The sequence below is a fragment of the Leisingera sp. SA32 genome, from assembly GCF_056033425.1.
This window is the reverse complement of sequence record NZ_JBVYHB010000022.1, coordinates 47,278-60,437: the sequence shown is the minus strand read 5'-3', so window position 1 is coordinate 60,437 and position 13,160 is coordinate 47,278. Positions and strand designations below refer to the sequence as shown.

Here is a 13,160-nt window from a genome sequence, read left to right as displayed (position 1 = left end):
AACCGCCCACATATCTCTTCAGTTATCCATCAATGTCAAAGAGCTAACACCCGAAGGCCAAAAACAAGACCGATGCGCCAATCTCCCGGCGCGCCCGCCTCATCCCATCCAACAGATGCCGCCGTCTTTCCAGCGTGTCCGACCGTCTCTCCGATCCGTCAGCAGCGCCTCAGCGCCGCCGGTGAGGGGGGTTCTACGGCGAGTGCCCCACCCCCGCAACCCAAAAATTCACAAAAACGCGGCTTTGCGGAAAGAAAAACGCACAACGCAAAGAAATCAGATAGTTAGATGGCAATAAAGTCAGGCTCTCTGACCTTATTTTGCGGCGCAGGACTGGTCCGAAGGCGCCACATCCTGCGGCCAACGCCGCCTGCGCGCAGTTACCCACAGACTCACCCCAGTTACCCACAACCACCTCCCGGATTCTGATCGGAATCACCGGCCGCCAGCACGACCTGCCAGAAACCGTGTCGGTCGAATTCCGTTTCCGAAGCCACGGGCCCGCTGCCCAAACGACAACGGGCGCCCACTGGGGGCGCCCGCCTGCCTCTCTTGCGTCACGACCTACTCTGCCGCGATCTGTGCCTCGACCTTTTCGACCCGGACCGCGGCAAACTTGAACTCCGGGATCTTGCCGTATGGGTCCAGCGCCGGGTTGGTCAGGATGTTGGCCGCGGCCTCCACATAGGCAAAGGGCACAAAGACCATGTCCTCGGCAATGGCCCGGTCGGCGCGCGCCATGATCTCGATCGAGCCGCGCCGGGTGGTCAGCCGCACCATCTCGCCCGGCTCCACCCCCATCAGTTTCAGGGTGCGCGGGTTGAGCGAGCAGTTCGCTTCCGGCTCGACCGCGTCCAGCACCTTGGAGCGGCGGGTCATCGAGCCGGTGTGCCAATGCTCCAGCTGGCGGCCGGTGGTCATGATCATCGGGAACTCCGCGTCCGGGGCCTCATCCGGGGCGATCACCGCCGCCGGGGTAAAGCGGGCGCGACCGCCCTCGCGCGGGAAACCGTCCCCGAACACGATCGCCTGACCAGGGTCCGTCTCATGCAGCGACGGATAGGTGATGGTCTCCACCTCCAGTCGCTCCCAGGTGATGTTGTCGAGCGAGGCCATGTTCAGCTTCATCTCGGCAAAAACCTCCGAGACATCCTTGTAGTCCCAAGGCAGGCCGATGCGCTGCGCCAGATCGACGGTGATCTGCCAGTCCTCACGTGCCTCGCCCGGGGGCGGCACCGCGGGGCGTACCCGCTGCACCTGCCGGTTGGTGTTGGAAACCGTGCCGTTCTTTTCATAGAGCGCCGAGGCCGGCAGGATGATGTCAGCGTAGTTCGCCGTCTCGGTCAGGAAGATGTCCTGCACGATCAAGAGCTCAAGCTTGGCAAACGCATCACGGGCGTGATCCACATCCGGATCGGACATCGCCGGGTTTTCGCCCTGGATGTACATGCCCTTGATATTGCCAGCATAGGCTTCGTCGACGATTTCCGTGACCGTCAGCCCTTTCTCGTTCGAGAAGTCGCCGCCGCCCCAGACATCGGTGAAGCTGCGCCGCACATCATCAGACGTCACGGTCTGGTAATCCGGCAGGAACATCGGGATGAGGCCCGCATCGGATGCGCCCTGTACGTTGTTCTGCCCGCGCAAGGGATGCAGGCCCGCGCCTGGCTTACCCACATTGCCCGTCATCAGCGCGAGGCTGATCAGGCAGCGCGAGTTGTCGGTGCCGTGGATGTGCTGGCTGATGCCCATGCCCCAGAAGATCAGCCCCGCCTTGCCGTTTGCAAAGGTGCGCGCGACGCGGCGCAGCTGCTCGGGGGACACGCCGCAGATTTCCGACATCTTCTCCGGCGTGAACTGGCGCAGGTGTTCCTTCTCTGCCTCCCAGTTCTCCGTCCAGCGATGGATGTACTGGCTGTCGTACAACTCTTCCTCGACGATCACGTTCATGATCGCGTTCAGCATCGACACATCCGCACCGGGGCGGAACTGCACCATCTCCGTGGCAAACCGGCGCAGGCCGACGCCGCGCGGATCCATCACGATCAGCTTGCCGCCGCGCTTGGTGAACTGTTTGAAATAGGTCGCCGCAACGGGGTGGTTCTCAATCGGGTTGGAGCCGATGACGATGGCCACATCGGCATTTTCGATCTCGTTGAACGTCGCCGTCACAGCACCCGAGCCGACGTTTTCGATCAGCGCCGCAACAGAGGACGCGTGGCACAGGCGGGTGCAGTGGTCGACGTTGTTGTGCTTGAAACCCTGGCGGATGAACTTCTGGAAAAGATACGCCTCTTCATTGGTGCATTTGGCCGAGCCAAAGCCCGCAACCGATTTCGGGTTCTCGTCGCGCAGGCGCATCAGGCCCTTGGCGGCCAGATCCATCGCCTCCTCCCAAGTCGCTTCGCGGAAATGGGTGGACAGATTGCCGGGATCCACGTTCAGCCCCTTGGGCGGCGCATCCTCGCGGCGGATCAGCGGCTTGGTCAGCCGGTGCGGGTGGTGGATATAGTCAAAGCCGAAACGGCCCTTCACGCACAGGCGCCCCTCGTTGGCCGGGCCATTGATGCCCTCGACATATTTGACCTTGCCGTCCTTCACCTTGAGACTGACCTTGCAGCCCACACCGCAGAAGGGGCAGACGCTTTCGGTCTCGGAATCGTAGTCCTTGCTGTCGCCCACCTGCGCCGCGTCGACCACGGTCGCGGGCATCAGCGCGCCGGTCGGGCAGGCCTGCACGCATTCGCCGCAGGCCACACAGGACGACGCCCCCATTGGGTCGGCAATGTCGAAGGTCGGATAGGCATCATGGCCGCGGCCCGCCATGCCGATCACGTCGTTCACCTGCACCTCGCGGCAGGCGCGCACGCACAGGCCGCAGGAAATACAGGCATCCAGATTGACGCTCATGGCGACATGGCTGTCGTCCAGCAGCGGGATGCGGCCCTCTTCCAGCTTGGGAAAGCGGCTTTCGGTGACGCCGTTCAGCTCTGCCATGTCCCACATGTGGCTGGATTTGTCATGCGCCTCCTCGCGCTCCGGCTGGTCGGCGACCAGCAGCTCCATCACCATCTTGCGGGCGTTTTCCGCACGCGCGCTGTTGGTGGTGACAACCATGCCCTCGCTGGGTTCGCGGATGCAGGAGGCCGCCAGCACGCGCTCGCCCTCGATCTCCACCATGCAGGCGCGGCAGTTGCCATCGGGGCGGTAGCCCGGCTGCGGCTTGTGGCACAGATGCGGGATCTTCAGCCCGCGGCCATTGGCGATTTCCCAGATGGTCTGGCCTTTTTCCGCCGTGACCTCTTTGCCGTCGAGGGTGAATGTAACGAGAGTGCTCATGATTCAGACCTCCTCGGGGAAATGTTTCATGGTCAGGCGGATCGGGTTCGGCGCTGCCTGACCCAACCCGCAGATCGAGGCGTCGACCATGGTCTGGCTCAGCTCCTCCAACAGCGATTGGTCCCATTTCGGGGCCTGCATCAGCTTCACCGCTTTTTCGCAGCCGACCCGGCAAGGGGTGCACTGGCCACAGCTTTCATCCTCGAAGAAGCGCAGCATGTTCAGCGCCGCATCGCGGGCCGAGTCCTGATCGGACAGCACGACCACGGCGGCGGAACCGATGAAGGTGCCATGCGGCTGCAGCGTGTCGAAATCCAGCGGGATGTCATTCATCGATGCCGGCAGCAGGCCCGAGGACGGACCACCCGGCTGATACGCCTTGAAGCTGTGGCCATCCAGCATGCCGCCCGCAGCCTCGATGATGTCGGTGATGGTGGAGCCGGCGGGCAGCAGATGCACGCCCGGGTTCTTCACCCGGCCCGACACCGAATAGCTGCGCAGCCCCTTGCGGCCGTTCTTCTCGACCGAGTTCAGGCACTCCGGCCCTTCGCGGTTGATCTTGCACACCCAATACAGGGTCTCGACGTTGTGCACCAAGGTCGGACGCCCGAAGATCCCCACCTGCGCCACAAACGGCGGGCGGTGGCGCGGCTCACCGCGCTTGCCTTCGATCGACTCGATCATCGCGCTTTCTTCGCCGCAGATATAGGCGCCCGCGCCGCGGCGCAGATCGATGTAGCCCGGCGCAACCACGCCCGCGTCTTCCAGCGCCCTGATCTCGGTTGCGAGGATCTCCAGCACAGCCGGATATTCGTCCCGCATGTAGATAAAGGCTTTCTCGGCCTCGACCGCCCAAGCGGCGATCAGCATGCCCTCAAGGAAGACATGCGGCGTGCGCTCCAGATAGTAGCGGTCCTTGAAGGTGCCCGGCTCGCCCTCGTCGCCGTTCACGGCCAGATAGCGCGGGCCCTCATTGGCGCGCACAAAGCCCCATTTGGTGCCGGAGGGGAAACCCGCGCCGCCAAGGCCGCGCAGCCCCGCCTCCTTGACCTTTGCCTGAACCGCTTCCCAGTCGCCGTTCGCGCGCAGCTCTTTCAGCGTGGCATAGCCGCCTTCGGCCTGATAGGCCGCGAAGGTTTCATATTCGGGCACATGTGCGTGGGTGTCGCCCGCTGCAATTGCCGCCTCGACCTTCTCGACCGTTGCATGGTCGATGTGGTTGTGGCCGATCTCCAGCACCGGCGCTGTGTCGCAGCGGCCCATGCAGGGCGCGCGCAAAACGCGGACCTCCGCGGGGTCCAGCCCGTCTTCCAGCGCCTTTTGCAACTGTTCGGCACCGGCCAGCTCACACGACAGCGAGTCGCAGACCCGGATGGTCAGCGCCGGCGGCGGCGTGTCACCTTCGCGCACCACGTCGAAATGCGCGTAAAAGCTGGCTACCTCATAGATTTCCGCCTGCCCCGTGCGCATCTCCTCGGCCAGCGCCCGGATGTGCGCCGCACAGAGGTGGCCATATGCGTCCTGAATCAAATGCAGGAACTCAATCAGCAAGTCGCGGTTGCGTGGGCGGTCCCCCAGCAGCGTTTGAACCTCGCTCAGCGCCTGGTCATCCACCTGTCGGCCTTTGGGCGTCTTGCGCCCCTTGCCGCGGCCGGACTTCCATACGCCCTTGCTATCATCCAATGGTGCCATAGGGCCCTCCAGTCAGCACGTAATCCGTCCGAGATGCCATCAAGTATTTATATCGTCAAATCTAGAAAACGGAATGCACGATAAGTAGAGCTTATCGATCGATTTACGCCGCATCTGCATCGGCAAAGGTCGCAACCACGCGTTTCAGCGCCTGAATCGTGGTCAGCTCCGGGCTGCGGTCCAGGGTCGCGATGCAGATCTGCCGGTTTTGCTCCGGCTCGACCAGGTCCAGAACCCGGGTGCCGCCCAGCGCGCCCAGCGCCTGGGTCAGCGCCCGTGGCAGAATCGCCGCTGCAGACCCCTCCAGCGCCAGAACCATCGACGCCATGAAGCCGTTGGATTCGGACACGATGTCCGGCTTGCATGCCAGATCGGCAAAGATCCGATCCAGAATCCGGCGGTTCTGCATCTGCTGGTTCAGCAGGCTCAGCGGCAGCTCTGCGGCCTCGGCCCAGGTGATGGTCTCGTCATGTCCGACAACCATCGCCTCCGGCGCCAGCAGCACATAGCTTTCGTCATACAGCGGCTGCACGCTCACCAACTCGCGGCCCATGCTGTCAGCGTAGGTGATGCCTGCGTCGATTGTACCATCAAACAGCCGCTGCTGGATAGCCAGAGATGTGGTCGCCTCAAGCTGGGTCAGGATCCGCGGATAGCGCTGCCGCACCCGGTCCACCAGCTGCGCCGCCCAGGCCGTGGCGGTGGGGATCACCCCCAACACCAGCGTGCCGGTGACCTCGCCCCGGCTGGCCGCGATTTCCTGCTCCAGCGCCCGGGCGTCATCCAGAATCGACCGCCCGCGGCGCACGATCATCAGGCCCTCTTCGGTCAGCCCCTGAAACCGGTTGGCCCGGCGCACGATGGACAGGCCCAGCCGATCCTCCAGATTGCGAATCCGCATCGAAAAGGCCGGCTGCGACATGCCGCAATCCGCCGCGGCCTTGGCAAAATGCTGATGCCGCGCCAGGGCGGCCAGAAGCTGGAGATCCTTGAGTTCAATCATGGCGGAACCTTATGCCCGCCGCGGCGGCAGGCGCAATGGGGCAGCGCCGGGGCGCCCGCCGTCCGTCGCAGTCAGGTTCAGTCAGGTGGCGGGTTCTCGCGTTCAGCGCTCGGCCCGCTCCGGCAGATCATGCAGCACCTCGCCATAGGTACCGGCCAGGGTATCCAGCGCGGTGCGGGTGGCGCGCAGCTGCTGCGCCAGATCGCCTTGCAGCGCCTGGACCCGCCGCGCCAGCGCAACGCGGTGCGACATCAGATCGTCATGCACCCGGTTGCCTGCGGCGGTCAGCTGGTAGGTCACACCGGACCGCCCGGCGCCCTGTTTGCGCGTCAAGCCCGCCGTGCCCAGCTTGCGCAGGGAGTACTGGATATTGGGGATGTCGGTGCGGTTGGTGGCGGCGGCCAGCTCCTTGATCGATTTGGCCGTGCCGTCCTGTCCGATCAGTTGCAACAGGGTGATCTCTGCACCGGTCAGCGGCACCTCGCTGATCTCTTCGAAACTGTGGACCTGCCAGCGCGCCAGCCCCTCTGCCGCCCGTTGCACTGCCAGCGCCAAGGCTTGCATGTCTTGCACGATCTGCTGCTGGTCCGGGTCGGACATCTGCGGGTCGACGGGCAGCGGAAACGGGATGGGGGCGGTCTCAATGTCCAACGAACGAACTCCGTTAATAAAATGGCTGCGCCCAACGACGACAGCGTACCGAGGTATGACCCGAAACAAACCCGGCAAGGTCCCAAATGAACCGGCCGCCAGCCACAGGATTCCGCTGTGCGGCAGGGCTGTTTCGTAAAATCCGAACTAAATTGGACGCAGTATATCCATCCATTTGCAGCCAAATTCAATACCGCAGCGTCTATTGCCCCCGATTTCCAGCATCAGCGACGCGCGCGGCGCGCGCTCACCCGGCCCGATTTCATGACGCGGAACCGGCATTGGCATCCCGCCGCGGGCCGCCCGATTGCGCCGCATCCCCTTCAGGCTGCGGCGACAGGACTGTCTTTCACGTGGAACATGCCAAGCGTCACCGCAAAGCCCGGCGTCTCTGCGCAAGGTCGCGATCACAGGGGCCGACACGCCAAGGCCCGACAAGGGATCGCCCAAGCGTCACAACCGCAAAAGCGTCAAATACACATCAGATACATGAGGGAAGGTAGTGGCGGACCGAGGAGGATTCGAACCCCCGACCCCTTGATTCGTAGTCAAGTACTCTATCCAGCTGAGCTATCGGTCCACTGCGGCGGGGTTTACGCGCAGCGCCGCAGCGGCGCAACCCCAAAAACAAAAAAGTTTCACTTGCCTGTCACGCAGCGCGCCACACTCAGCAAGAGCGGCACGATGACCCCACATCACCTCAGATCGCACCGTCGCCCTTGGGCAGGCAGACTTCGAAACAAGTGCCGTCGGGGCTGGTTGCACGCAGTTTCACCGCACCGCCGTGGCCGCGGGCCAGCTCATCGGCGATGGCCAGCCCCAGCCCGGTCCCCCCCTTGCGCGCGCCGCCCTGAAACGGCGTGAACAGATTGTCCTGCGCCCGTTTTGGCAGGCCGGGACCGGTGTCGCTGACCGTCACCAGCCAGCGGCGCGCGTCTTCCTCGCAGGCCACGGTGACACGCCCCGGCTTGCCGGTGGCGGCAATCGCCTGCCGGGCGTTGCGCACCAGGTTCATGACGATGCGGAACAGCTGCTCGGGATCGCCGCGCAACATCATCGGCCGGGGCACTGCGTTGACGATCTCCGCCAGACCGCCATCTGCCGCCAGCCGCTCGCTCTCGACAATGTCCTCGACGATCTCATGCAGGCAGACCACGGCAAAGGTCGGCGCCGGCTCTTCCGCACGGCCAAAGGCCAGGGTGCCCTCGCACAGCGACACGGCACGGGTGATCGAATTCACCAGCTTTGGTGCCAGGCGGCGCACCAGGGGGTCTTCGCTCATCTCGATGCGATCGGTAAACAGCTGCGCCGAGGTCAGGATGTTGCGCAGATCATGGCTGACCTTGGCCACGGCGCCGCCCAGCTGCGCCAGCCGCTCGCGCTGCTTCAGCGCATGGGTCAGCTCGGTCTGCAACTGCATCAGTGCTTCCTCTGCCTCGCGCAGCTCCGCAAGGCGCGAACTGGGATTAATGATGCCGCGCGCATCTTCGGGTGCCTCTGCATAGCGCTGCATATAGCCGACAACGCCCTTGATCGGCTTCACCAGCACGATCCGCACCGCGACGAACAAAAGCAGCGCCGTGAAAATCGAGATCACCGCCGACAGGATCAGGATCCGCACGCCATAGTCGATCATCGCCATGCGCAGCGGCGCGGTTTCCACGGTGATCTCGATCAGCAGCCCGGCATCACGGACGGGCGCGCCGATGACCCGGATAATCTCATTCTTCGGGTTGGCCAGCCGCAACAGCGCATCGCGGATCAACGTCATGGCGCCGGCCATGCGCAGATCATAGGTCGCCGCGATCGGCTGCGGGATCGGCGAGGCCAGCATCAGCTGGCGGATCTCGTCGCGCCGCAGCACCACATTGTAGACCCCCGCCGTCTGCAACAGTTCCGCCTCCAGCTCGCTGTCCAGCATGTCGTCCGCCAGCAGTGCCAAGGAGGCGATCTGTGCCCGCTCCAGGCGCGCCGTCAGATAATCCTCGCGAAAGCGCGCGATCGAGGGCACAAAGATCAGCACCTCGGCCAGCATCACGAAGACCGTGGTCAGAATCAGAAATCGGCCCGAAAGCGTGTTCAGCATTCCGCCGCCCCTGTTCCTAGCCCCGTTTCTCGCCCCGATCCTAGCGCAGCCAGCGCTGCACCAGCTGCACCGCCCGCTTCACCAGACCGCTGTCGAACAACCGCGGCGAGAAATAGGCGCCAACCACCCGTTTGTTGACCTCCCCAATGGTGGGATAGGGTGCAACCATGGCTGCAATCTGGCTCATTTTCAGGCGGTTGGCCAGTGCCATCGACCACAGCGAGACCAGCTCTCCGGCCTGGTGCCCGACGATTGTGGCGCCCACCGGGCGACCACGATGAACCATCACCTTGATGAAACCGCTGCTCTTGCGCTCGGCAATGGCGCGGTCGTTATGGCCGTAGTCGAACCGCGCCACCTCCAGCTTGGCGCCATAGAGGTCGCGCGCGGCACGCTCCTGAAGCCCGACCTGGGCCAGCTCCGGGTCGGTATAGGTCACCCGCGGGATGTGGCGGGTCTGTGCCTTGGAGGGCAGGCCAAACAGGGCCGAGCGGATGATGACGTTGGCGTGGTAGCCCGCCAAATGGGTGAACTGCAGCCCGCCCGCCACATCGCCAATTGCATAGACCCGGCGGTTGCTGGTCAGCAGGCTGTCATCGACCTTGATGCCCGCACCTTCGGTCTCAATCCCGGCGGCGGCGAGGTTCAGCCGCTCCGTGTTGGCGCGGCGTCCCACCGCCATCAGCAGGTGACTGCCCTGAAACCGGCTGCCGTCACGGGTCTCCACCGTGATCGCGCCCGCCTGCCCCGACACCCGCGAGACCATGGCCCCCTCGGCGATCTCCACGCCTTCGGCGCGCAGGGCGTCCAGCACCATCGCCACCGCCTCGGGGTCGTCCTGTCCCAGCGCCCGCTGACCTTCGATCACGGTGACCTTGCAGCCCAACCGCACATGCGCCTGCGCCATTTCCATGCCGATCGGGCCGCCGCCGACGATCAGCAGATGGGACGGGTGCTCGCGCAGATCAAACAGGGTCTCATTGGTAAGATACGGCACCGTGTCCAGCCCCGGCACCGGCGGCACCAGCGGCGATGAGCCGGTGGCGATCACCACCCGCCGCGCGGTGATGCGATGGTCGCCCGCCTGCACCTCACGGTCCGATATGAAATGCCCAAATTCGCGGATCACCCGCACGCCAAGCCCCTCGAATCGCTCCTGGCTGTCCACTGGCGCGATGGTTTCGATCACCTGCCGCACGTGATCCATGGCGGCCGCATAGTCCGGCCGGGGCTGATGCGGGGGCACGCCAAAGGCCGCGGTCTGCCCCTGGCGCTGCGCCGCCTTGCCGCTGGCCAGCAGCGCCTTGGACGGCACACAGCCGTAGTTCAGGCAATCCCCGCCCATCTTGTGGCCTTCCAGCAGGACCACATCGGCCCCCATCTGGCTGGCCCCCGCCGCCACCGACAGGCCGCCGGATCCGGCGCCAATCACCAGCAGGTCACACTTTATATGGTCCATGACACTCGCCCCCGTTTATTTCTTACCGCGTATGGATTTCACCAGGATCGGCATCGCCGCCAGCGCGCACAGTCCCAGGATCGGTCCCAGCACATGTGGCTCCCACAGCAGGGTCAGGTCCGGGCTGCCGCCGCGGTCGAAAACAGCCCCCAGACCAACGCCGATCCAAGTGAACACGATGGCACCGGGAATGATACCCACCGCCGTCGTCCACAAAAAGTTGCGCAGTTTCACCCCCACCAGAGCGGGCAGCAGATTGGCCACAAAGAACGGCACCGCAGGCACCAGCCGCAGCAGCAACAGCACCTCGACCTCATTTTCGCGCAAGGCCTGCTTCAGCATCTGCACCCGGCCCTCCGCCGCTTCGATGCGGGCGGTCAGCATCGCCCCCAGCCCCCAGCGCGCGGCCAGAAAGATGCCCGCGGCGCCGATGGTGGCCGCGGTCACGTTGAACACTGTGCCCGCCACCAGCCCGAACAGGAACCCCCCGGTGACAGAGGCCACCGCCGCACCCGGCAAGGAGAATACCACGATCACAATGTAGAGCCCGACAAAGGCCGCAACCAGTCCCGGATAGTTCTGGTCGCGAAACGCCATCAGCGCCGCGCGGTTGTCGCGCAGGGTGTCAAATGTCAGGTAATCCCGCAGCGTGACCGCCCCGATCAGTGCCACCGCCACCACGGCGAGCAGCGGCAAATGGCGCAGCAGCCCTGGCCGGGCATCTGATTGCGGCTCGGATTTCGGGGTCTTGCTCATGATCTGTCTGGTCCCGTCTTGTTGTCTTGTTGCGTAGCTACGCCTTATATGGCCTGCGCACGAGAGCAAGCCGCGCTGGCTCACGGGTGGTTGATCTGCCCCGCGCCTGGCGTGAGAATTGTGGTGCAAAACGGCTGCATTCTGTAACGGTGCCACTGCTTGTGGCCGTGCGGTGTGGGTGTTGCGGCAAAAATATTGCAGTTCCGGGCGATTCTTGGCGAAAACAGCGCCGTCGGGGTTTGACTTGACCGCCATTCCCTTCTAGAGACCGGGCTTCGAGATAGACACCGGGGCAGGCCGATTCCATGCCCGACCCGTAGACAATTATGTGGAGACCGGAGCGATGAAACGCACCTATCAGCCTTCGAACCTGGTTCGCAAACGCCGCCACGGCTTCCGTGCGCGCATGGCCACCAAGGCAGGCCGCAAGATCCTGAATGCACGCCGCGCACGCGGTCGTAAAGAACTGAGCGCATAAGCTCAGTTCCCGCATCGACGGACATGACACCGCCGGAGACCCCCAAGGATGGCAACGCTGCCCGCGGGGATCAGTCTCCGGCGGTGTCCGTTTGTGCATCTGACACTGCACCGCAGATCGAAATCATGGCCAAGCGCCGCGATTTCCTGGCCTGCGCCCGCCCGCCCGCGCGCAAGCAGGGCACCAAGGCGATGATGCTGCAAGGCCGCGACCGCCGCGATGCCGAGAGCATCCGCGTCGGCTTCACCTGCTCCAAAAAGGTCGGCAATGCGGTGGCCCGCAACCGCGCCAAGCGCCGCTTGCGCGAGGCCGCCCGCATGGTGCTGCCCACCCATGGCCGCGCCGGGTGGGACTATGTGCTGATCGGCCGTGCCATTGAAACCGCCCAGCGCCCGTTCGAGGATCTGAAGCGCGATCTGATCTACGCGCTCAGGAAGGTCCACGGCACCTGAGCCAACAATGCGCGCGGTCTTTGCCTGCATTGCGCAACCGCCACCCTGCCCTTATCTTTGCGCGATGACCCTGCTGGCCCATCTTTTTGCAATTCCCGTGCGTGCCTATCGGCTGCTGTTCAGCCCCTGGGTCGGCTTCAACTGCCGCTATCAGCCGACCTGTTCGGCCTATGCTCTTGAAGCCTTGGAAAAACATGGCGCCATCCGCGGCGCCTGGCTGACCGCGCGCCGCATCGGGCGCTGCCACCCCTTCGGCGGCGACGGCTATGATCCGGTCCCCGATACCGACCGCCGCGATTGACCCCCGCACAGCTTTTTTCCTTGGCAAAACGCCCGTCCTCGGCTAGGGCGCGGCCATGCTTGATGATGATCTGGACGAAATCCATCCGCTGTTTGCCGGCGCCCCCGCAACCACCGAGTTCAAGAAGCTCCGCAAACGCATCGTGCGCTATGCGCGCGAGGCGATCGAGCAATATGGCATGGTTGAGCGGCGCACGGACGGCAGCACGCCGAAATGGCTGGTCTGCCTCTCCGGCGGCAAGGACAGCTATACCCTGCTGGCGGTGCTGTACGAGCTGAAATGGCGCGGCCTCTTGCCGGTGGGTCTGCTGGCCTGCAACCTGGATCAGGGCCAGCCCGGATTTCCGGCCACGGTGCTGCCGGAGTTTCTGGAAAAGATGGGCGTGCCGCACCGGATCGAGTATCAGGACACCTACAGCATCGTCGTCGACAAGGTGCCGCAGGGCCGCACCTATTGCGCGCTGTGTTCGCGCCTGCGCCGCGGCAACCTCTATCGCATCGCGCGGGAGGAGGGCTGCTCGGCGGTGGTGCTGGGCCATCATCGCGACGACATTCTGGAAACCTTTTTCATGAACCTGTTTCACGGCGGGCGTCTGGCGACGATGCCACCGAAACTGGTGAACGAGGAAGGCGATCTCTTCCTCTACCGCCCGCTGGCCCATGTCGCCGAGGCCGACTGCGAGAAATTCGCCCGCGCCATGAACTACCCGATCATTCCCTGCGACCTTTGCGGCAGTCAGGACGGGTTGCAGCGGCAGCAGGTGAAACAGATTCTGGACCAATGGGAATCAAACAGCCCCGGCCGCCGTCAGGTGATGTTCCGCGCGCTGATGAATGCCCGGCCATCGCATCTTCTGGACCCGAAACTTTTCGATTTTTCGGGCCTGGAGCTGAAGAACGCCGAACCCGACGGCGAAAATGGCGAGATTCCGAATTTGCGTTAA

11 protein-coding genes and 1 tRNA gene are annotated in these 13,160 nt (G+C 64.2%); 4 read left to right on the top strand and 8 right to left on the bottom strand.

Annotation, left to right across the window (positions count from 1 at the left end):
• Window positions 1-564: 564 nt before the first annotated feature.
• The 8 genes from fdhF to AC0IPL_RS20780 all read right to left on the bottom strand — a co-directional run bounded on the left by fdhF (window position 565) and on the right by AC0IPL_RS20780 (window position 10,986).
• A complete protein-coding gene (fdhF, locus tag AC0IPL_RS20815) occupies window positions 565-3,339 on the bottom strand; it encodes a formate dehydrogenase subunit alpha (protein ID WP_474277034.1) in 2,775 nt (924 codons plus the stop codon).
• A 3-nt stretch (window positions 3,340-3,342) separates the two neighbouring features.
• Window positions 3,343-5,031, bottom strand: coding sequence for an NAD(P)H-dependent oxidoreductase subunit E (locus AC0IPL_RS20810; RefSeq protein WP_474277033.1), 1,689 nt, complete (start codon window positions 5,029-5,031; stop codon window positions 3,343-3,345).
• Between the two features lie 103 nt (window positions 5,032-5,134).
• Window positions 5,135-6,034, bottom strand: coding sequence for a LysR family transcriptional regulator (locus AC0IPL_RS20805; protein WP_474277032.1), 900 nt, complete (start codon window positions 6,032-6,034; stop codon window positions 5,135-5,137).
• A gap of 102 nt (window positions 6,035-6,136) precedes the next feature.
• Window positions 6,137-6,685 (bottom strand): winged helix DNA-binding protein, encoded by a 549-nt coding sequence (locus AC0IPL_RS20800; protein WP_474277031.1) that lies wholly within the window; start codon window positions 6,683-6,685, stop codon window positions 6,137-6,139.
• A gap of 503 nt (window positions 6,686-7,188) precedes the next feature.
• Window positions 7,189-7,265: transfer RNA gene (locus tag AC0IPL_RS20795), tRNA-Arg, on the bottom strand.
• A gap of 120 nt (window positions 7,266-7,385) precedes the next feature.
• Window positions 7,386-8,771, bottom strand: a complete 1,386-nt coding sequence (locus tag AC0IPL_RS20790) for a sensor histidine kinase (protein WP_474277030.1) — start codon at window positions 8,769-8,771, stop codon at window positions 7,386-7,388.
• Window positions 8,772-8,811: 40 nt separating this feature from the next.
• Window positions 8,812-10,230: a dihydrolipoyl dehydrogenase family protein gene (locus AC0IPL_RS20785; RefSeq protein WP_474277029.1), complete on the bottom strand. Its 1,419-nt coding sequence runs from the start codon at window positions 10,228-10,230 to the stop codon at window positions 8,812-8,814.
• Window positions 10,231-10,245: 15 nt separating this feature from the next.
• A complete protein-coding gene (locus AC0IPL_RS20780; RefSeq protein WP_474277028.1) occupies window positions 10,246-10,986 on the bottom strand; it encodes a TVP38/TMEM64 family protein in 741 nt (246 codons plus the stop codon).
• Window positions 10,987-11,329: 343 nt separating this feature from the next.
• Here AC0IPL_RS20780 and rpmH point away from each other — a divergent pair, with 343 nt between their 5' ends.
• The 4 genes from rpmH (at window position 11,330) to ttcA (ending at window position 13,160) form a co-directional block, all read left to right on the top strand.
• Window positions 11,330-11,464, top strand: a complete 135-nt coding sequence (gene rpmH / locus AC0IPL_RS20775; RefSeq protein WP_008554144.1) for a 50S ribosomal protein L34 — start codon at window positions 11,330-11,332, stop codon at window positions 11,462-11,464.
• 23 nt (window positions 11,465-11,487) lie between these two features.
• On the top strand, window positions 11,488-11,916 hold the full coding sequence (gene rnpA / locus AC0IPL_RS20770) for a ribonuclease P protein component (RefSeq protein ID WP_474277027.1): 429 nt from the start codon (window positions 11,488-11,490) through the stop codon (window positions 11,914-11,916).
• 64 nt (window positions 11,917-11,980) lie between these two features.
• Window positions 11,981-12,217, top strand: coding sequence for a membrane protein insertion efficiency factor YidD (gene yidD, locus AC0IPL_RS20765; protein ID WP_474277036.1), 237 nt, complete (start codon window positions 11,981-11,983; stop codon window positions 12,215-12,217).
• Window positions 12,218-12,272: 55 nt separating this feature from the next.
• Window positions 12,273-13,160 (top strand): tRNA 2-thiocytidine(32) synthetase TtcA, encoded by an 888-nt coding sequence (gene ttcA, locus AC0IPL_RS20760; protein WP_474277026.1) that lies wholly within the window; start codon window positions 12,273-12,275, stop codon window positions 13,158-13,160.